This is a genomic window from Pseudomonas sp. 910_21, from assembly GCF_052850735.1.
On sequence record NZ_VXCY01000011.1, the window covers coordinates 126,923 to 148,319 of the forward strand.

Here is a 21,397-nt window from a genome sequence, read left to right on the forward strand (position 1 = left end):
TTCGGTGGACCCTGGGAGCGCGGAATTGATTCCCGTCGATTTCGCCGCCAATCGCGGTGAACTTTCGCCGATGCCTGTGGCTCGGAAACTAGGTGCATTGATTCATCGGGGCGCTGACCGCCCTCCAACCAGAGCGTCCATGGCGCGTTAAAGGGGTGATGCTCAATGACTGCAGAAAAACCGACCGAACAGCAATACCAGGCGCAGGTGCCCTTGTCTCAGGCCTTGTTGCTGCCGCGCATTGCCATCGAGAACACCCGCCCGGTGCTCGATGGTGGGCAGTTCGCGGTCAAGGCGGTGGCCGGCCAGGAGATCGAGGTGACGTGCAAGGTGTTCGCCGACGGCCACGACAAGCTGGCCGTGCGGGTACGCTGGCGCGACGAGCAGCAGGAGGCCTGGGACAGCCAGGCCCTTGAGGACCAGGGCAACGATGGCTGGCTGGGGCACTTTCCCGTGCCAACCGTGGGCCGCTATCGCTTTTGTATCGAAGCCTGGATCGATCAATTCGCCAGTTTCTGTTACGAGCTGGAGAAAAAACACCTGGCCGGGGTGCCGGTGAGCCTGGAGCTGCAAGAGGGACGCAACCAGGTGCAGCAAGCCGCCGAGCGCAGCGAAGGGCCGTTGCGCGAGCGGTTGCTGGCGCTGCAGCAACAGCTTGCCGGCTTGCTGGAGACCGAACAGGTCGCCCTGTTTCTCAGGGATTCCAGTGCCCGGCTGATGGCCGAGGCCGATCACCGGCCTTATCTGAGCCTGAGCCCTGAATACCCACTGGATGTGGAGCGGGTGCAGGCGCAGTTCGCCAGCTGGTACGAGCTGTTTCCCCGCTCGATCACCGACCATTCGTCCCGCCATGGCACCTTCAACGACGTCCACTCGCGGCTGTCGATGATCCATGACATGGGCTTCGATGTGCTGTATTTCCCGCCGATCCATCCCATTGGCCGCAGCCACCGCAAGGGGCGCAACAACGCGTTGACGGCGGGCCCGGACGACCTCGGCAGTCCCTATGCGATCGGCAGCGAGGAGGGCGGTCACGAGGCGATCCATCCACAGTTGGGCAGCCTGGATGATTTCCGCCGATTGGTGGCAGCCGCTGCCGACCACGGCCTGGAGATCGCCCTGGATTTCGCCATCCAGTGTTCCCAGGACCATCCCTGGCTCAAGCAGCACCCGGGCTGGTTCAACTGGCGCTCGGACGGCACCATCAAGTACGCCGAGAACCCACCGAAGAAGTACCAGGACATCGTCAACGTCGACTTCTATGCCGCCGATGCCATACCCGGCCTGTGGCTGGAACTGCGGGACATCGTCATCGGCTGGGTCGAGGAGGGGGTCAAGACCTTTCGCGTGGACAACCCCCACACCAAGCCGCTGCCGTTCTGGCAATGGCTGATTGGCGACGTGCGCCGCCAGTACCCGGAGGTGATCTTCCTCGCCGAGGCCTTCACCACCCCGGCGATGATGGCGCGCCTGGGCAAGGTCGGTTACACCCAGAGCTACACCTACTTCACCTGGCGCAACACCAAGAGCGAGCTGGCCAGCTACTTCGCCGAACTCAATCAGCCGCCGTGGCGCGACTGCTTCCGGCCCAACTTCTTCGTCAACACCCCGGACATCAATCCGGCGTTTCTGCATGACTCGGGGCGTCCGGGATTCCTTATCCGCGCGGTGCTGGCCAGCATGGGTTCGGGGCTGTGGGGCATGTACTCCGGGTTTGAACTGTGCGAATCGGCACCGGTGCCGGGCAAGGAGGAGTACCTGGATTCGGAGAAGTACGAGATCCGGCCCCGGGATTTCAACGCAGCCGGCAACATCATTGCCGAGATCGCCCAGCTCAACCGCATCCGCCGGCAGAACCCGGCGCTGCACAGTCACCTGGGGCTCAAGCTGTACAACGCCTGGAACGATCAGATCCTGTACTTCGGCAAACGCAGCGCCGAGGGCGGCAACTTCGTCCTGGTGGCGGTCAGCCTCGATCCTTTCAATGCCCAGGAGGCGCACTTCGAACTGCCGCTGTGGGAGCTGGGGCTGGCTGACGACGCCGCCACCCAGGGAGAGGACCTCATGAACGGCCATCGCTGGACCTGGTACGGCAAGACCCAATTCATGCGCCTGGAACCGGCGCAGCCCTTCGGCATCTGGCGCATCAGTCCCCTGTAGGAGCCGGCTTGCCGGCGAAGAGGCCCATGAGCCTTGCGCCGGGCTGGCTGACGCCTTCGCTGGCAAGCCAGCTCCTACGGTTGTCGTGGCGCATCGGTAGGTGCGTCGGCGCCCATTCATTTTTCAGGAGTCCGACATGGCCAAGAAACCCCGCTCAGCGACCTTTATCAAGGACCCGCTCTGGTACAAGGACGCGGTGATCTATCAGGTGCATGTGAAGTCCTATTTCGATTCCAACAACGACGGAATCGGCGACTTTCCCGGGCTGATCGCCAAGCTCGACTACATCAAGGACCTGGGGGTCAACACCATCTGGCTGTTGCCGTTCTACCCCTCGCCACGGCGTGACGACGGCTACGACATCGCCGAGTACCGCGGAGTCAGCCCCGACTTCGGAACCCTGGCCGACGCCCGGCGCTTTATCGCCGAGGCCCACAAGCGCGAGCTGCGGGTGATCACCGAACTGGTGATCAATCACACCTCGGACCAGCACCCCTGGTTCCAGCGGGCGCGCAAGGCAAGGCCCGGTTCGGCGGCGCGCAACTTCTACGTGTGGTCCGACGACGATCAGAAGTACGCCGGTACGCGGATCATTTTCCTGGATACCGAAACGTCCAACTGGACCTGGGACCCGGTGGCCGGCCAGTACTTCTGGCACCGCTTTTATTCCCACCAGCCGGACCTCAACTTCGACAACCCCCAGGTGATGAAGGCGGTGCTCTCGGTGATGCGCTATTGGCTGGACATGGGCATCGACGGCCTGCGCCTGGACGCCATTCCCTACCTGATCGAGCGCGATGGCACCCACAACGAGAACCTGCCCGAGACCCACGACGTGCTCAAGCAGATTCGCGCCGAGATCGACGCACACTACCCGGACCGCATGCTCCTGGCCGAGGCCAACCAGTGGCCGGAAGACACCCAGCTGTACTTTGGTCAATCAACCAATGGCAACGACGGCGACGAATGCCACATGGCCTTCCACTTCCCGTTGATGCCGCGCATGTACATGGCCCTGGCCCAGGAAGACCGGTTCCCCATCACCGATATCCTGCGCCAGACCCCGGAGATTCCGGCCAACTGCCAATGGGCGATCTTTCTGCGCAACCACGATGAACTGACCCTGGAAATGGTCACCGACAAGGAGCGCGACTACCTGTGGAACTACTACGCCGCCGACCGTCGGGCGCGGATCAATCTGGGGATTCGTCGGCGCCTGGCGCCGCTGATGGAACGAGACCGGCGCCGCATCGAATTGCTCAACAGCCTGCTGCTGTCGATGCCCGGCACCCCGACCCTGTATTACGGCGACGAGATCGGCATGGGCGACAACATCTACCTGGGTGACCGCGACGGTGTGCGCACGCCGATGCAATGGTCCATCGACCGTAACGGCGGCTTTTCCCGCGCGGACCCGGCGAGCCTGGTGCTGCCGCCGATCATGGACCCGCTGTATGGCTATCAGTCGGTCAACGTCGAAACCCAGTCCGGCGATCCCCATTCCCTGCTCAACTGGACCCGGCGCATGCTGGCGGTGCGCAAGCAGTCCAAGGCCTTTGGCCGGGGCACGCTGAAGATGCTGTCGCCGAGCAACCGGCGGATTCTGGCCTATACCCGGGAATACACCGGGCCTGACGGCAAGCAGGAGATCATCCTCTGCGTGGCCAACGTCTCGCGCAGCGCCCAGGCGGCGGAACTGGACCTGTCGGCCTTCGCCGGCATGGTGCCGGTGGAGATGCTCGGCGGAAATGCCTTTCCCCCCATCGGCCAGTTGCATTTCCTCCTGACCCTGGCGCCTTACGGCTTCTACTGGTTTGTCCTGGCGGCGGAAAACCAGATGCCCAGTTGGCATGTGGAACCGGCCCAGAGCCTGCCGGACTTCACCACCCTGGTGCTGAAAAAACGCCTCGAAGAATTGCTCGAAGCGCCCTCGCGCACCACGCTGGAGCACAACGTCTTGCCCCACTGGCTGCCCAAGCGCCGCTGGTTCGCCGGCAAGGACAGCGCCATCGAGCAGGTACAGATTGCCTACGGTGCAGGTTTTGGCGACCCCCAGCATCCCGTGCTGCTCAGCGAGATCGAGGTCACCAGCGACGGGCAGAGCCAGCGCTATCAACTGCCCTTCGGCCTGCTCGCCGAAGAGCAGCTCGGCAGTGCCTTGCCTCAGCAACTGGCCATGGCCCGGGTGCGTCGCGGACGCCAGGTCGGGCTGATCACCGACGCCTTCGCCCTCGACGGTTTCGTGCGCAGCGTGCTGCTGGCCCTGCAGGCGCAGACCCGACTGGACAGCGCTGCCGGGCAGATCCGCTTCGACGGCACCGAGCCACTGGCCGAGTTGGGGCTGACCGGCGAATCCGAGGTGCGCTACCTCTCGGCGGAACAGTCCAACAGCTCGGTGGTAGTGGGTGGCAGCCTGGTGCTCAAGTTGATTCGCAAGGTGGAAGGAGGCATTCACCCGGAACTGGAAATGGGCGCCTTCCTCACCCAGGCCGGGTTCCGCCATATCTCGCCCTTGCTGGGCTCGGTGGTGCGCCGTGATGACCAGGGCGAGGAGCATCTTTTGATGATCGCCCAGGGCTACCTGAGCAATCAGGGGGATGCCTGGGAGTGGACCCAGAACAACCTGGAACGGGCCATCCGCGATGAGTGGGCGGATGCCATGTCCGAGCAGGAACAGCATTACAACGCCCTGGGGGAACTCGAGGATTTCGCCGGCCTGCTGGGGCAGCGCCTGGGAGAAATGCACCTGTTGCTGGCGGCCCCCGGCAACCCCCCGGACTTTGCCCCGCAAGTGAGCACCCTCAAGGACACCCAGGCCTGGAATCGTCAGGTAGCGGAGCAAGTGGAACGGGGGTTGCAGTTGCTCCAGCAGCGTCAGGGCGAGCTGAGTCCTGGCGATCAGAAGCGGGTGAGCCGATTGTTGCAGCACAAGACGAAAATTCTCGGTCACATCCAGCAACTGGCCAGCCAGTTGCTGGGTGGGCTGCGCATCCGGGTGCATGGCGACCTGCACCTGGGGCAGGTGCTGGTGATCAAGGGCGATGCCTACCTGATCGACTTCGAGGGCGAGCCAGCGCGGCCCCTGGCAGAACGCCGGGGCAAGCACAGCCCGTACAAGGATGTCAGCGGGGTCTTGCGCTCCTTCGACTACGCCGCGGCCATGGCCCTGGAGGCACCGGCGATGGAGGGCGCGCAGATGGCCGTGCAGGCCCGGCAACGGGTGGTCCGTCGTTATCTGCAGGAGGCGCGGCAAGCCTTTGTCCAGGCGTATCGGCTGGCGACGGCTAATCTTGCCCATGAATGGCAGGACCCGGGGGCCGCGGATGCCGCCCTGGCCCTGTTCAGTCTGGAGAAGGCCGCCTATGAGCTGGCCTATGAAGCGGAAAACCGGCCCAGCTGGCTGCCCGTGCCCTTGCACGGCCTGGTCGGGCTGTTGTCTGAACTGGAACCCTTTTCCGATCTTGAGCGTGGTGGAGAGCAGTCATGAGTTTCTCGAACAAGGAACAGGGAAAGCACCAACCGGCATTGCTCCCTTCGGCCAAGACCATCGATGCCCTGGTGCGCGCGGAGCATCGTGATCCGTTCGCTGTGCTCGGGCCCCACGGCGACGGTGCCGACGGGCAGTTCATCCGGGCCTTTCTGCCCGGAGCCCTGAGTGTGCAGGTACTGGACCGGGACCAGCAAAACGTACTCGGCAGCCTTCAGGCCGCCGCAGTGCCCGGGCTGTTTGTCGGGCATTTCAGCGAGAGCCGGGCCTATCTGCTGCGGGTGCAGTGGGCCGGTGGCGAGCAGGTCAGTGAAGACCCCTACAGCTTCGGCCCGCTGCTGGGGGAGATGGATCTGTATCTGTTCGCCGAAGGCAATCATCGTGACCTCGGCTCCTGCCTGGGAGCGCAGGCAATCACCGTGGACGGCGTCCCGGGGGTGCGCTTTGCGGTCTGGGCGCCGAACGCCCGGCGGGTCTCGGTGGTGGGCGACTTCAATATCTGGGACGGGCGTCGCCACCCCATGCGCCTGCGGCACCCCTCCGGAGTCTGGGAGCTGTTCGTTCCGCGCCTGCAGCCTGGAGAAGCCTACAAGTACGAGATTCTCGGGCCACAGGGCATCCTGCCGCTCAAGGCCGACCCCATGGCCCTGGCCACCCAGTTGCCGCCGGACACCGCGTCCAGGGTCGCCGAGCCGCTGAATTTCCACTGGCAGGACCAGTCATGGATGCAGGCCAGGGGTGAACATCAGCGAACCGATGCGCCCCTGTCCATCTACGAGTTGCACGCCGGCTCCTGGCAGTGCGAAGTGGATGACCTGGGGGAGGTGGCCCGCCAGTACAGTTGGGCCGAGCTGGCCGAACGCCTGATCCCCTACGTCAAGGACCTGGGCTTCACCCATATCGAGCTGATGCCGATCATGGAGCACCCCTTCGGCGGTTCCTGGGGTTATCAGCCGCTGTCACAGTTCGCCCCCAGTGCCCGCTATGGCTCGCCCCAGGATTTTGCCGCCTTTGTCGATGCCTGCCACCAGGCGGATATCGGCGTGATCCTCGACTGGGTACCGGCGCATTTCCCCACAGACACCCATGGCCTGGCGCAGTTCGACGGCACCGCGCTGTATGAGTACGGCAACCCCCTGGAGGGCTTTCACCAGGACTGGGACACCCTGATCTACAACCTCGGGCGGACCGAGGTGCATGGCTTCATGCTGGCTTCGGCATTGCACTGGCTCAAGCATTTCCATGTCGACGGCCTGCGGGTGGATGCAGTGGCGTCGATGCTCTATCGCGACTATTCACGCAAGGCCGGTGAATGGGTGCCGAACCGCCACGGCGGTCGCGAGAATCTGGAAGCCATCGACTTCCTGCGCCACCTCAACGAGGTGGTGGCCCTGGAAGCGCCGGGAGCCCTGGTGATCGCCGAGGAATCCACCGCCTGGCCCGGGGTCAGCCAGCGCACCGACCAGGGCGGCTTGGGCTTTGCCTACAAATGGAACATGGGCTGGATGCACGACTCCCTGCATTACATCCAGCAGGACCCGGTGTACCGCGCCCATCACCACAACGAACTGAGCTTCGGCCTGGTGTACGCCTGGTCCGAGCGCTTCATCCTGCCGATCTCCCACGACGAGGTGGTGCACGGCAAGCATTCGCTGATCGACAAGATGCCCGGCGACCGCTGGCAGAAATTCGCCAACCTGCGGGCGTACCTGAGCTTCATGTGGACCCATCCGGGCAAGAAACTGCTGTTCATGGGCTGCGAGTTCGGCCAGTGGCGCGAGTGGAACCACGACCAGCAACTGGACTGGTACCTGCTGCAATACCCCGAGCACCGGGGCGTCCAGCAATTGGTGGGCGATCTCAACCGGCTGTATCGCCAGTACCCGGCGCTGCATGACCAGGACCACGCGCCCCAGGGTTTTCAGTGGCTGATCGGCGACGATGCGATCAACAGCGTCTATGCCTGGTTGCGCTGGAGCAAGGCCGGCGAGCCCTTGCTGGTGGTGGCCAACTTCACCCCGGTACCGCGCCAGGCGTACCGCGTCGGCGTGCCGCTGGCGGGACGCTGGAGCGAGCTGCTCAACAGCGATTCGCAACTCTATGCCGGTTCCAACTATGGCAATGGCGGCGAAGCCTTCAGTGAAGAACAGGGCAGCCATGGCCAGGCCCTGTCCCTGGTGCTCAACCTGCCACCCCTGGCGGTGTTGATCCTGCGCCCCGACAGCCTTTAGTGGCGGGCGACCGGTAATGGCGAACAGGGGCCATTACCGGCACCTTACTCAGTGCATCACCAACGCATGCGCACGCCCAGGCTGCCGATCAGGCCATTGAGGTCGTTGTCATCCACATCGCTGCTGTAGTCGGCACTGACATACAGGCTGACAGCGGGGGTGACTCTGGCCACCAGCCCCAGGCCAACCTCTACGGTGGAGGCGTTGCGGCTGCTGCTGATCTTGTCCACCTGGCCCAGGCTCAGGGTGTCGCCGCTGTAGACGGTGTGCCAGAGGTTGGTGCGCACATAGGGTTCCAGGGGCAGGCCGTTGACGTCATAGCGCCCTTGCAGACGTGCTCCGACCCGGCCGCTCCAGGCGTTGAGGTCGCTGCCGGTGCTGCCACCGTCCAGGCGAATGCGTTGGTTGATCACCTGGGCCTGAGGTTCGATCACCCAGTTGTCACTCAGGCCTATGGCCACGCCGCCCTGTACGGAAAAGGTCAGGGCGTTGCCTTCGGTGGTCAAGGCCCGGCCCTGTTCATTGCGACTGAAACCGCTGACCCGGCCGCCGCTGGCGGACATGTCCAGACGCCAGCCCCGGGCATCTTGCAGGCTCCAGAAGGCGCCCAGGCCTTGCCCCTGGACGCTGAGCCCGGCATTGCGTGGGTCGTTGACGGTGGCAGGGGCGCCGCCTTGGGTGAGCTGGTAGGTGTGGGTGCTGCTCAGCAGGCCGATGCGCTGGGTGGTGCCGTTGTTCTGGATGCTGTAGAGCAGGGGGCCCTTGCGCGGTTCGCTGCCTGCGCCGGGCAGCGCCAGGTAGCCGACTTCAAGGTGCGCCGGCAGTCCGGGCCGGTCCAGGACCGCGAAGTCGCTCGGGCGCGGGTTGTCCAGGGGTAGGGCGCTGATCGGCAGGCTGCTTGAAACTGGGGGATAGCCGGTGTTGTCGGTGTCCTCCCCCGGGGACGCCGCGACCTCCATGGAGCACAACAGCAGGGGTGTGCACAGGCTGCACAAGGTGAGTGGCAGAGGGCTTGAGGTGAGTGAGGTATTCATGGAGGTCTACCTTGCAAATGCATGCTTTATCTCGTTGGGGCGCCTCTCCCACCCCCGTTCGAGAGGCAGCCGGATTCAATCGGGTAAAGTCCGTCGACCCGCTCTGCAGCAGGTGTTTTCGGCCTTTTCCCGGTTACTGTTTCCAGGGGTGGTCATGTGTAGCTAAGGAGAGAGCAGGGGGCTCGTCAAGAAAATGCCTGACAAATGGAAGGGTTATTTCAGGGTGTCCAAATAGCTGAAAATTGGCGCTTATCGGGATGCCTGGGATGTGGGGCGGAGCAGAGTCGTCAGGAGGGGGCAGCCCCCGGGCATACCTGCTGCCAGTGCCCGGGAGCAGGTATTGCCGAGGGGCAGGACTACAGGGACTGCGTGGCTTCGATGATCAGCGCAGCCACGGCAGCAGGCTGGGAAGCGAGGGAGGCATGGCTGGCGTCCAGGCGCAGGACTTTGCGCGGGTTCAGGCGCGCCGCCATGCGCTCCTGGTTCTGCGGGGCGATCATGCGGTCGGCGTTCGATACCTGGTACCAGGAAGGTTTGTCACGCCAGGCCGGGGCCCCGAGGGTGTCGCCGAAGGTACTGGCCAAGGGAGCTTTCTGGGTCAGGCCCATCACCAGGCCCTCCTGGGGGCTCAGGTCCTGGCAGAAACTCTGCTGGAAGCGCTCGGGCCGAACCCACAGGTAACCGTCGCTGTCAGGCTCCAGATTGGCGGCGCCTTCGGGCACAAACTCCTGGGTCAGGCCGCCGGGGCTCTCACCCTGGTCGGGGGCGAAGGCGGCGATGTACACCAGGCCTTGCACATTGGCTTCATGGCCGGCCTCGGTGATCACCGCACCGCCATAGGAATGGCCCACCAGCAGCACCGGTCCGGCTTGTTGGGCCACCAGCTTGCGGGTACGGGCGACGTCCTCGGCCAGGGAGGTCAGGGGCAGTTCCACCGCGCGGATCTTCTCGTAGCCCTGGTTCAGCAGTTCGACTATGACCCGGTTCCAGTGGGCGGCACCGCCCCAGAAGCCGTGAACCAGGACGATCGTGGGTTTATCGCTCATCGTTTGACTCCTTCTGCGCGGACAAGGGCCGCCCCGGGACGGATGCCCCGGGGTTCATGTCCGGGCAAAAGCATGGACGAATCTGCTTTCGGCGGGCTTTCTTTGTTCAGGGATTCTGATGTGCGGCCACGGGCGGCAGTTGCACCTCGACCGCCAGAGGCAGGTGATCGGAGAGATGGGTCCAGGGCTTGTTGCCGAGGATCTGCGGCCGGTGACTGCTGGCATTGCGCAGGTAGACCCGGTCCAGGCGCAGTAAGGGCCAGCGCGCGGGGTAGGTTTTGGCCGGGCGGCCGTAATGGCGTTCGAAGGCTTCGTGCAGGTCGTCGCGTCGGCCCAGGGTGACATTGCCGTGCATCTGCCAGTCGTTGAAGTCGCCGGCAATGATCACCGGTGCCTCCTCGGGCAGGGATTCGAGCAGTTGGCAGAGCAGTGCCAGTTGCAGTTGCCGGTGGCTTTCCAGCAGGCTCAGGTGCACGCAGATGGCGTGGACCTCGGCATATCCGGGTACATCCAGGACGCAGTGCAGCAAGCCGCGGCGCTCAGGGCCGGTGATGGAGACATCCAGATTGCGGTACTGGCGGATCGGATACTTGGACAACAGGGCGTTGCCGTGATGACCGTCGGGGTACACCGCATTGCGGCCGTAGGCGTAATCGCTCCACATGCTGTCGGCGAGAAACTCGTACTGCGATTGCTGCGGCCAGTTGTCCAGCCGCGACGCGTGGCGTTCATGCTCGCCCAGCACTTCCTGGAGAAACACCAGGTCGGCCTGGGTGCTGCGTACCGCTTCTCGCAGTTCCGGGAGAATGAAGCGTCGGTTGAGGGCGGTGAAGCCCTTGTGGGTGTTGACGGTCAGGATCTGCAGACGCTGGATGCTTCCCGGCTGGGGCTGGCGGGTGGACTCGCTGCTCACGCTCGCTCCTGTGATTCAGTGACGGTTACTCATGGGACTGATGGCCGGCACTCACGTTCAGCTTATTTTCCGCCCGGGCCTGGCCTACATCAGGATGATTTCGTAGGGCAGGCGCAGGCGCTCCAGCAGAATCGGCGACAGCGACGGTTCCAGGCCGATCTCCGGTTCGCCCTGCAGCTGGCTGGCGTAGGCGTGGGCCGCGTGGCGCTTGCGGGCCACGGTCCAGGTGTCCAGGCGCAGCTTGCGTGCCCGTTGCCAGGGAATCTGGTGCTCCTCGCGCGAGGACCAATGCCAGGCCCAGATCGGAATCTCGTAAAAGCGTGCGCCCACCTGCCCGGCAGCCTTGGCCGCGGCCCGGCCCACGGCCTCGTGATCGAGGTTGCCGTCGCCGCGCCAGGTGCTGAACACCACATCGCTGTCGCGCAGGTAACGGCTGATGAATGGCACCAATTGCTGTTCGCGCTCGCTCAGGGCGCTGTCGGCAAAGCCGCCACGAATCCACTTCAGGCTGTGCAGGGGCAGGCCCAGGCGACGCAGGGCTTCGGCGCTTTCCTGGGGCCGGAACACGCTGAGGCGGCGCTTGGGCCACAGCTCCGAACCTGGGTGACTGGCGCTGCCGTCGCTGATGGAAATCAGTTGCAGGGGGTGGCCATGGTGGGCGAGCACTTGCAGCAGGCCGCCGCTGGCCACCACTTCATCACCGGGGTGGGGGGCGATGATCACGGCCCGGGAGCCGGGTGGAACCAGATTGCCCAGGTTGATGGGGGGAACGTCGGCCAGATGGCGGGCACCGTTCCAGATCTGGCTGGGCCAGCTGCTGTCTATTGCGGTTATGGCTTTCATGAGGTGTCACATCCCTGTTTTCCGGGTCACGGCAATGGCGCCTGAACATCCGTTCAGTGGCGACCCTGGGTTTGCACGCACGCTGATTCCATGGCATCTGCCTCAGCGTGAAGTACCGGTGCTCCATACCTTTGGGGCACCCTGATCCGAGCGCAATCATACTCAGCCCGTGGCTGCCTACACAGAGGATTGAATTGAATTTGTCGATTGCGACCCGTTTCTCAGGGTAGTCGCATTTTGTTGTCAGGGCCGAGGTCCTGACGAAAGCCTGGAATTTGTCGGTGTTTGGCGTGCCAGCAAAGGCATCGGTGGATTGGCGCAGGGTCTGTTCGCCGGCAAGCCGGCTCCTGCGGGTTGTGGTGGATTGTAGGAGCGGGCTTGCCAGCGAAGGCGGCATCGAGGGCGCTGCAAGCCTTGCGCTCAGTCATCCTCTTCATGCTGAAGTTCGAAGAACAGCAGCGAACGCCCGGTCACCGAATATTCGTGACCAAAGGCGAAGCGCTCCTGGCCGCGCACCGCCGGCTGGTGGGTGTCGAGCATGCAGGTCCAGAACTCTCCGGCGGGCACGTGCGGCAGGCGGAAATTGACGATGTCGTGGTGGGCGTTGACCACTAGCAGCACGGTGGCATCCGCCCCGGGGCGGCGGATGCCGGTTTCCTGGGCGCGGCCGTCCAGCAGCATGCCCAGGCAGCGGCCATGGGTATCCTGCCAGTGCTCGGTGGTCATTTCGTTGCCGTCGGGAGCCAGCCAAGTGACGTCCTTGACGCCAATGTCCTCGTTGTAGTTGCCCACCAGGAAACGCCCGCGGCGCAGGATCGGGTAGCTCAGGCGCAGCTTGATCAGGCGCTTGACGAACTTGAGCAGCGACTTGCCGTCGGCATCCAGCTCCCAGTTGACCCAGCCGATCTCGCTGTCCTGGCAATAGGCGTTGTTGTTGCCGTGCTGGGTGCGGGCGAACTCGTCGCCGGCCACCATCATCGGCGTGCCCTGGGCCAGCAGCAGGGTGGCGAAGAAGTTGCGCATCTGGCGCAGGCGCAGGGCATTGATCTCGGGGTCGTCGCTGGGACCTTCGACGCCATGGTTCCAGGACAGGTTGTTGTTGCTGCCGTCCTGGTTGTTCTCGTCATTGGCCTCGTTGTGCTTGTCGTTGTAGGACACCAGATCGTGCAGGGTGAAACCGTCGTGGGCGGTGACGAAGTTGACTGAAGCATAGGGGCGGCGGCCGCGCTGGTTGAACATCTCGCCAGAGGCGGTCAGGCGTCCGGCAAAGTCCGCCAACTGGCCGTCGTCGCCTTTCCAGAAGGCCCGTACCGTATCGCGGAAACGATCGTTCCACTCCACCCAGCCCGGCGGGAATTTACCCACTTGGTAGCCACCGGGGCCACAGTCCCAGGGTTCAGCGATCATTTTCACCTGGCGCAGCACCGGGTCCTGGCGGCACGCCACGAGAAAGCTGTGGCGCTCGTCGAAACCATCGTGATAGCGACCGAGGATGGTCGCCAGGTCGAAGCGGAAGCCGTCCACGTGCATCTCCGTGGCCCAGTAGCGCAGCGAGTCGGTGACCATCTGCAGCACGCAGGGGTGGCTCAGGTCCAGGGTGTTGCCGGTGCCTGAATCGTTGATGTAGAAGCGCTTGTCGTCGGGCATCAGGCGGTAGTAGGAGGCGTTGTCGATGCCGCGCATGGACAGGGTCGGGCCTTGCTCGTTGCCTTCGGCGGTGTGGTTGTAGACCACGTCCAGAATCACCTCCAGCCCGGCTTCGTGCAGGTGGGCGACCATTTCCTTGAATTCGGCGATCTTGCCGCTGGCCAGGTAGCGCGGGTCCGGGGCGAAGAAGGCGATGCTGTTGTAGCCCCAGTAGTTGGTCATGCCCTTGTGCAGCAGGTGCTGGTCGTTGACGAAGGCGTGGATCGGCAGCAGCTCCACCGACGACACCCCGAGCTTGCGGATGTGCTCCAGCACGTCATCCACCATCAGCCCGGCAAAGGTCCCCCGCAGGTTCTCGGGCACCGAAGGGTGGCGCATGGTGAAGCCGCGCACGTGGGTTTCGTAGAGGATGGTCTTGTCCCAGGGCACGCTGACCCGCTGGTCGTGGCCCCAGGTGTGGGCCGGATCGATGACCTTGCACTTGGGCACGAAGGGCGCGCTGTCGCGCTCATCGAAGCTGAGGTCGGCGTCAGGATGGCCGATGGTGTAGCCGAACAGCGCCTCGGACCATTTCAATTGGCCCACCAGCTGTTTGGCATACGGGTCGATCAACAGCTTGTTGGGGTTGAAACGGTGACCGTTGGCCGGATCATAGGGGCCGTGCACCCGGTAGCCGTAGATCAGCCCGGGGTGAGCGTCGGGCAGGTAGCCGTGGAAGATCTCGTCGGTGTATTCGGGCAGTTCGATACGTTCCAGCTCCACTTCGCCGGCGGCGTCGAACAGGCAGAGTTCGACCTTGGTGGCGTTGGCCGAGAACAGCGCGAAGTTGACGCCCAGGCCATCCCAGGTGGCGCCCAGAGGGAAGGGCAGGCCTTCACGGATGCGCGAGGGTTCGTTTTCGGGAGTCGACGGGGTCTGCTTGGATCTGCTCATGGTTGCTCCTGCAAAAAGGATCGGAGGGCCAGCCGGAGGTTTTCCGGGGCGCAGCCATCCTGGGTGGCGCAGGGGCGCGCCACCGGTTTAGGGCGATAGACGGGGCGGGAGTGTCGTCAGTGGGCTGGCGGCTTGCGCGGGCCCCGGGGTTTCTTCGCCGCAGCAGGCTTCTCGCCCGGCGGCACTACCACCGCGGCGGCCGACTTGGCCCCGGGTTTGCTCGCGCTCTTGCTGGCCGGCTTGGCCGTGGCAGGTTTGGCCTTGGCGGTCTTGGGCGGCTGGCTGGGGGCCAGGGCCTCGGCCTCGGCGAGCTTGCGGGCCATTTCCCAGTGTCGGGCTTCGTGGCCCTCCGGTTTCCCTTCCGACTCCCAGATCTGATAGGCGAATTCACGAATGCGTTTGTCGTCGGTACTCATCGAAATGCTCCTGGACTGAACTCAATGTTGAATCAAAAGGTTGAGCGGAAAGTCTTGCAATACGGCGCTGATCAGCAATTCCTTGTGGGGTGTGACTGCTCCGGTTGAAAAAAGTCCATTCAGGTTGCGGCCCGAAGCGGTGAACGGTAGTTGCACCCGGGTATCGCCCCATCGCTGCGCATCCACCTGGGGGATTGCACTGTCATCCAGCAGGCCGGCCACCCGGATCGGCACTATCACCACGGCCCGTTGCTCCTGGTATTCACGCATGAACGCCAGCACCCGACCGGCTTCCTGACCCAGCACCGGCAATGGCTGGTAGCTGCCGCGCTGGAACAGCTCCGGGTATTGACCGCGCAGGCCCAGGGTGCGGGCAATCAGGCCCTGCTTGATGCGTCCGTCACGCCACTGGACCAGCCACTGCCGAGGATCGCGCGGGCTGTCCAGAGCCCGTTGCCGGGCCGGGTAGTCCGGCAGTCGGCGGTTGTCCGGGTCCACCAGGCTGAAATCCCAGAAGTCGTTGCCCTGATACAGGTCCGGCACCCCCGGTACGGTCATGCGCAGCAAAGTTTGCGCCAGGCTGTTGAGGGCGCCGCCAGGAGCGATGCTGTTGGCGGCCGCCGCGAGCGACTGGCGCAGGGCCAGGCCTTGCGGCGAGCCCAGCACGGCGCTGACAAAAGCCTGCACTCCCTCTTCGTAGTCAGGGTTGGGCGCTGCCCAACTGCTGTGCAGCTTGGCTTCACGCAGGGCCTTGAGTTGCCATTGCCAGATGCGCTGGGCATAGCGCTCCAGGCCCGGCTGATCCTCAGCCTGCAAATCCAGAGGCCAGCTGCCCAGGAGGGTTTGGTAGAGGATCAGTTCATCGCCCGCCGAGGGGGCGTCGGGGTGCTGGCGCAAGGGTGCGGCCAACAGTCGCCAGCTGGCCACCTGACGGGCATACCAGGGAGCCCGCTCACTGAGCAGGGCCAGGCGCGCGCGGCTGTCTTCGCCGCGCTTGTGGTCATGGGTGGCGCTGGTCAGCAGGTTGTCGGGGAAGCTCTCCAGGCGCTGCTGGCAAGCGCTGTGGAAGGCCGAGATCGGCGCGCTGAACTGTTCGCTGTTGAAGCCCACGTCATTGCGCGCCAGGAGCACCGCCGAGCGGTAGAAGGCGGTGTCTTCCACGGCCTTGGCCGCGGCTGGCGAAGTCAGTTGCTGGAAGCGCACGCAGGCGTGGCGCAACAACTTGCGCGCCCGGCCCGGTGGCTGCCGGCGCCAGCCCTGGCCACCGAGCCAGCGTTCCAGGCAGTCCAGCACCGGCCAGTCGGCCTCGCTCAGGCTGCCTCGGGCACCGTCGATGGCCTGCTGGAAAAACAGCTGGTCCTGGGGGCCGCGGCCCTGGGCGCTGATGTAGGTGCGATACACCGCAAAGTGCACGATCAGCTCCTGCAGCGCCCGGCGGATGGCCCCCAGGGTCAGGTCGCGGCTCATCAGGTCCAGCCGTGCCACTTGCAGCAGCACCTGGGCCACGTTTTCAAAGTCGCCGGCCAGGGAACCGTTGAGGATCTGCCGGCGTGCCAGCAGGGCTTCCTCGCCGAATTGCGGCGAACGCTGACTGTGCCGGCTCCAGAGTTCCGCCAGCAGCGGCTGGCCGTCGGGCGCCTGTTGCAACAGCGACAGCTGGTTCATGAATTCGTAGCCGGTGCTGCCGTCCACGCCCCAATCGCGATGCAGGGTCTCGCCAGGGCCGAGGATCTTCTCGACGTAGATCGGCAGGTGCTGCCCCGGGCGCAGGCGGTCGACCCGGCGCCGCAGCTTGCGGCAGTAACCCCGGGGATCGGCCAGGCCGTCGATGTGGTCGATGCGCAGGCCATCCACCAGATTTTCTTCGATCAGCTGGAAGATCTTGGCGTGGGTCGCTTCGAACACGGCCGGGCGTTCGACCCGCAGCCCCCCCAGTTCATTGACGTCGAAGAAGCGTCGCCAATTGATGTCATCGGCCGCGGTGCGCCAGCTGGCCAGGCGGTAGCTCTGTTGTTCCAGCAACTGATGCAGACGGGTGAAACCGTCGGCCTGGCGCGAGTCGTAGCGTTGCAAGTGGGCGTCGATGGCCTGGCGTACTGACGGCTGCTGCAGTTGGTGTGCCAGGGCCTGTTGCAGGGGGCGGGCCTGGGTATGGGCGTCGCTGTTGAAGCGCAGCGCAGCAAAACCGTCGGCCAGGGACTTCAGGGCGGCGCTGGACTCGGCGTCCAGCGGCTCGGGGAGGCGCAGCAGTTGTGCGTAGTCCCAGGGGCAGATGGGAAAGTGGTGTTCATGGTGCTGCACATGAAAGCCACCCAGCTCGTCGTCCAGTTGCAGCTTCAAGCTGCCTTCCTGCAGCGCCACGCCATAGTCGCTGCCAAGGAACGGCAGGAGCAGTTGGCCTTCCATCAGCGGGTCCGCCGAGTGCCACTGGATATCGAAGAATTCGCCATAGGGGCTCAGGCGCCCCCATTGCAGCAGGTCCAGCCACCAGGGGTTGTCGCTGCCGCCCACGGCCATATGGTTGGACACGATGTCGAGGATCAGACCCATTTCATGTTGACGCAGGGCCGCCACCAGACGCCGCAGGGCCGCTTCGCCCCCCAACTCCGGGTTGACCCGGGTCGGGTCAACCACGTCATAGCCGTGCTGGGAGCCGGCTCGGGCCCAGAGCAGGGGGGAGGCATAGAGATGGCTGATGCCCAGGCGAGCGAAGTAGGGCACCAGGGGCACGGCGTCATCGAGGGTGAAGCCTTGATGAAACTGCAGGCGCAGGCTGGCCCGCAGCAAGGGCAGGGACGGCAAGGTCATCGGTCACGCTCAAGGGCTTGTTGCCGGGCGCAGGCCAGCAGTTCCAGGCGCCGGGCGGCATCGCTGTCGTCCAGCAGGCGCCGGCTGGCACTGGCCAGGCGCCGGCGCCAGTTGGGATGGCTGTCGAGGGTGCCGGGCAGGTTGGCCTGCTCGTCGATGCCCAGGGCATCTTCCAGGGGCAGCAGCACCAGGGGCGCGCGGGTATGGCCGAGAAAGCGCACGCTGGCGTCCAGCACTTGATCGGCTTCGTGGGCCTCTTGGTGAAAGTTCTGTGGGTCCCTTGCCAGGGCCTGGCGCAGGCCGTCACGTTCGCGCTGGCGGTGTTCGCGCCATTGCCGCGCCCCTTGTTCATCCACCATGCCCAGGTGCAGGTTCCAGTCGATGTCGCGGCCCTGCCACCAGCCGTTGAGGGTCGGCAGATCGTGGGTGCTGGTGGTGGCCAGGGCGTTGTCCGGCCAGTCCAGGATCGGCTTGAAGTGGCAGCCGTGATCCTGTTCGAACAAAAGCACGCGCATGCCGAGCATGGCCCGGGCGGCGAGTTTTTCCCGCAAGCCGTCGGGCACCGTCCCCAGGTCCTCGCCGAGGACAATGGCCTGGTGCCGATGGGATTCCAGGGTCAGCAGGCGCAGCAGATCGTCCACTGGGTAATACAGGTAGGCGCCGTCGCTGGGAGGCGCCCCCAGAGGAATCACCCAGAGCCGTTGCAGGCCCATCACATGGTCGATGCGCAAGCCGCCGGCATGGGCGAAGTTGGCTCGGAGCATTTCGATGAAGGCGCGAAAACCATGGCGCTGCAAACCTTCGGGAGAGAAGGCCGAGATGCCCCAACCCTGGCCCTGGCGATTGAGACTGTCCGGTGGCGCACCCACGGTCAGGGCTGCCAGCAACTGCTCCTGGCGGCTCCAGGCCTGGCTGCCGCCGCCGTCGGCGCCCACCGCCAGGTCGGCGATCAGGCCGATGCCCATGCCGCTGCTGCGGGCCGCGCTCTGCGCCCGTTCCAGGCTGCGGGCGATCAGCCATTGGCAGAAGGCATGGAAGCCGATTTCATGAGCCTGCTCCTCGGCGAACCGGGCCAGGGCCGGGCTCGCCGGGTTGCGCCAGTGTTGCGGCCAGTGGCGCCAGTCCGGGTCTTCGCCGCGGGCGGCGCGCTCGGCCTGGATGGCTTCGAAGCGGCAGTGGTTTTCCAGGGCTTCGCCGGCGCTGCGCCGATAGCTGGCGAAGTCCTCGTGCAAGGGGTGCTGGCCATGGCAGAAGCCTTCGTACAAGGCGCGCAGCGCTTGCTGTTTGGCCTGGGCCGCCTGGGGCCAATCGATCAGCGGTTGCTGTTCCAGTGCCTGCAACGTCTCGCCAAGGCCACAGGATTCGATGGCGCTGCGCCAGGCGCGGTCGCCGAGAATGGCCCCGGGAGCGGCATACAGGCTGTTGAGAAACAGCCGGCTGGAGGGCGAATAGGGGCTGTAGCGTTGAGGGTCGCTGCTGAACATGGCATGCAGCGGACTGATGGCCAGGGCATCGGCGCCGCGCTCGGCGGCTTGCCGGGCCAGCTCTTCCAGCGCCTGGGTGTCGCCGAATCCGCCGTCACCGGGGCGGCGCAAGGCATACAACTGGACACTCAGGCCCCAGGCACGCGGGGTGGGCTGGGCCACGGCGTCGGCCACGCTGTAGCAGCGTTCGGGGGCCACCGCGAGGATGAAGTGTTCCTCCTCGATGCGCACCGAGTGGTAACCCACCGGGATCTGTCCTGGCAGTACGCTCTGTTCATCGAGCAGCAACGACAAAGGTTCGCCATTTTCCAGTTCGATGGCACAGCGGGTCCCGGGGGCGAAGTACCGAGCCAGGTCCAGGCCCTGGCCGACGTCGGCGGTCAGCAGCGGTGGCAGGTGTCGGCTTTGCTGCAGCTGGTGTAACTGCTGCAGGCTGTCGGCGATTTCCTGGTCGCTGTCGGCGGGGTGGCCAAGGCCTGCCAGCACGGCCCGCAACACCCGAGCCTCAACTTTTTGCGGCCGGCCGTTGGCGTCGGTCCAGTCCACTGCCAGGCCGGCGCGGCTGGCGAGTATTTCCAGTTGCGCATCGCTCATAGGCGTTCTCCATGGGGGGCGGTGGGGCAAGGCCCGCTGTCCAGTTGCACCAGTACGCTGAAGGCCGGTAGCCAGCCCTGCTGCCAGTGCTCAAGGGTGTGCGGTGGGTGTTCGAACCAGAGTTGCGCTGTTGCTTCGGGCTCCAGCTCGACCCGGTGCGGGCTGAGGTTGAGGTCGATGCGCAGCAGGCTGCCGTCTCCCAGGCGCCAGCGTGCGCTCAGGGCACCTTCGGCCAGCACTTGGGTGTCCATGGCCTGGGCACCGGGCAGGCGCGGGATCAACTCGCGGTGGCGGATACGCAGCAGGCTGCGGTACAGCTCACGGGTCGTCTCGGCCTGTTTCGACTGGGGCAGGGGGCGTGACGCCTGGAAGGTCGAGAGGGCGTTGGGATCAGGGATGCGCTGGCGCTGCGCGGCGTCGGCAAAGGCGCTGAAGGCGGCGAACTCGTTGCGCCGGCCTTGGCGCACGGCCTCGGCCAGTTCCCCCTGATGGCTGGTGAAGAACAGGAACGGCTCCTGGGCCGCCACTTCATCCCCCATGAACAGCAACGGAATCATCGGTGACAACAGCAGCAACACCGTGGCCGCCTGCAGGGCCTGGGTCGGCGCCAGTTGGTTGAGGCGCTCGCCGAAGGCCCGGTTGCCGATCTGGTCGTGGTTCTGCAGGAACAGCACAAAGGCGCTGGGGGGCAGGTGGCCGCTGGGTTCGCCCCGGGGTTCGCCGTGGCGGTTGGCATGGCCCTGGAAAGCGAAGCCCTGGCTCAGGCAGCGGGCCAGTTGCGCGGTGGGTTCGTCGGCGAAGTCGGCGTAATAGGCGTCGGTTTCTCCGGTGAGCAGCACGTGCAGAGCGTTGTGCCCGTCGTCGTTCCACTGGGCGTCGAAACCCCGTTGCAGCAGGCTGGCCTGGTTGAACTCGTTTTCCAGGTTGAGCCACACATGGCGCGAAGCCGGCACCGCCTGGCGTACTCGCTGGGCCAGTTCATGGAGGAAGTCCGGGTCGTCGATGGCGTGCACGGCGTCCAGGCGCAGGCCGTCGAAACGGTAGTCCAGCAGCCACATCAGGGCGTTGTCGATGAAAAAGTCGCGCACCTGTCGCCGGCGAAAGTCGATGGCCGCGCCCCAGGGAGTGTGCAGATCCTCCCGGAAGAAACCCTTGGCGTAGCGTTGCAGGTAGTTGCCGTCGGGGCCGAAGTGGTTGTAGACCACGTCGAGGATCACCGCCAGGCCCAGGCCGTGGGCGGCGTCGATCAGGGCCTTGAGGTCGTCGGGAGAACCATAGGAGGCTTCCGGGGCATAGGGCAGGACGCCGTCGTAGCCCCAGTTGCGCTCGCCGGGAAACTCCGCCAGGGGCATCAGCTCGATGGCGGTCACCCCCAGGTCCACCAGCGCCGGCAGGGCCTGCTGCACCGCCTTGTAGCCGCCCATGACGCCGACATGCAGTTCGTAGATCACCGCCTCGTGCCAGGGCCGGCCACGCCACTGTGGCTGCTGCCAGGGGTAGACGTTGTGGTCGACCACCAGGCTGGGGCCATGTACATCGCCGTCCTGGGCCCGGGAGGCCGGGTCCGGCACCTGGATCTGCCGATCGAGGGTGAAGCGGTAGCGGCTGCCCGCCTGGCAACGTGCCTGAATCACGAACCAGCCGTCAGCTTCGGCCAGCATCGGCAGTGACCGGCCGTCCGTCAGTTCCACGCAGACCTCACGGACATCCGGGGCCCACAGGGCGAACCGGGTGTGTTCGCTGTCCAGCATCACTGCGCCATGGGTCCAGCTGTGCCGGGTGCTTGATGGCATCGATCCAG

Annotated in this window: 12 protein-coding genes; 3 read left to right on the top strand and 9 right to left on the bottom strand. The window is 65.1% G+C overall.

Annotated elements, in window-relative coordinates; translation table 11 throughout:
• Nucleotides 1–165: 165 nt before the first annotated feature.
• The 3 genes from FW796_RS28905 to glgB all read left to right on the top strand — a co-directional run bounded on the left by FW796_RS28905 (nucleotide 166) and on the right by glgB (nucleotide 7,878).
• Entirely contained in the window at nucleotides 166–2,160 is a 1,995-nt protein-coding gene (locus tag FW796_RS28905; protein WP_446440497.1) for an alpha-1,4-glucan--maltose-1-phosphate maltosyltransferase, read from the top strand.
• A gap of 136 nt (nucleotides 2,161–2,296) precedes the next feature.
• Complete coding sequence (treS, locus tag FW796_RS28910) at nucleotides 2,297–5,647, top strand: maltose alpha-D-glucosyltransferase (RefSeq protein WP_346634303.1); 3,351 nt, start codon at nucleotides 2,297–2,299, stop codon at nucleotides 5,645–5,647.
• Entirely contained in the window at nucleotides 5,644–7,878 is a 2,235-nt protein-coding gene (glgB, locus tag FW796_RS28915; protein WP_346634304.1) for a 1,4-alpha-glucan branching protein GlgB, read from the top strand. Before treS ends, glgB begins: the two co-directional genes overlap by 4 nt.
• Before the next feature lie 56 nt (nucleotides 7,879–7,934).
• On the opposite strand, the gene FW796_RS28920 is transcribed toward glgB, so the two are convergent.
• From FW796_RS28920 to treZ, 9 genes are all read right to left on the bottom strand, one after another.
• Nucleotides 7,935–8,912, bottom strand: a complete 978-nt coding sequence (locus FW796_RS28920) for an autotransporter outer membrane beta-barrel domain-containing protein (protein WP_346634305.1) — start codon at nucleotides 8,910–8,912, stop codon at nucleotides 7,935–7,937.
• Nucleotides 8,913–9,268: 356 nt separating this feature from the next.
• Nucleotides 9,269–9,958 carry an alpha/beta hydrolase gene (locus FW796_RS28925; protein ID WP_446440498.1) on the bottom strand — a complete coding sequence of 230 codons (690 nt, stop codon included), beginning with the start codon at nucleotides 9,956–9,958 and terminating at the stop codon, nucleotides 9,269–9,271.
• Between the two features lie 106 nt (nucleotides 9,959–10,064).
• Nucleotides 10,065–10,871: an endonuclease/exonuclease/phosphatase family protein gene (locus tag FW796_RS28930; RefSeq protein WP_404936940.1), complete on the bottom strand. Its 807-nt coding sequence runs from the start codon at nucleotides 10,869–10,871 to the stop codon at nucleotides 10,065–10,067.
• Nucleotides 10,872–10,955: 84 nt separating this feature from the next.
• On the bottom strand, nucleotides 10,956–11,714 hold the full coding sequence (locus FW796_RS28935; protein WP_346634308.1) for a PIG-L deacetylase family protein: 759 nt from the start codon (nucleotides 11,712–11,714) through the stop codon (nucleotides 10,956–10,958).
• Nucleotides 11,715–12,134: 420 nt separating this feature from the next.
• On the bottom strand, nucleotides 12,135–14,294 hold the full coding sequence (gene glgX, locus FW796_RS28940; protein ID WP_346634309.1) for a glycogen debranching protein GlgX: 2,160 nt from the start codon (nucleotides 14,292–14,294) through the stop codon (nucleotides 12,135–12,137).
• 116 nt (nucleotides 14,295–14,410) lie between these two features.
• A complete protein-coding gene (locus FW796_RS28945) occupies nucleotides 14,411–14,710 on the bottom strand; it encodes a DUF2934 domain-containing protein (protein WP_446440499.1) in 300 nt (99 codons plus the stop codon).
• Between the two features lie 21 nt (nucleotides 14,711–14,731).
• Nucleotides 14,732–17,518, bottom strand: coding sequence for a malto-oligosyltrehalose synthase (locus tag FW796_RS28950; RefSeq protein ID WP_446440500.1), 2,787 nt, complete (start codon nucleotides 17,516–17,518; stop codon nucleotides 14,732–14,734).
• Nucleotides 17,515–19,596 (bottom strand): 4-alpha-glucanotransferase, encoded by a 2,082-nt coding sequence (gene malQ, locus FW796_RS28955; RefSeq protein WP_446440501.1) that lies wholly within the window; start codon nucleotides 19,594–19,596, stop codon nucleotides 17,515–17,517. Before malQ ends, FW796_RS28950 begins: the two co-directional genes overlap by 4 nt.
• Nucleotides 19,593–21,389, bottom strand: a complete 1,797-nt coding sequence (gene treZ, locus FW796_RS28960; RefSeq protein WP_446440502.1) for a malto-oligosyltrehalose trehalohydrolase — start codon at nucleotides 21,387–21,389, stop codon at nucleotides 19,593–19,595. Before treZ ends, malQ begins: the two co-directional genes overlap by 4 nt.
• Between the last annotated feature and the right edge of the window lie 8 nt (nucleotides 21,390–21,397).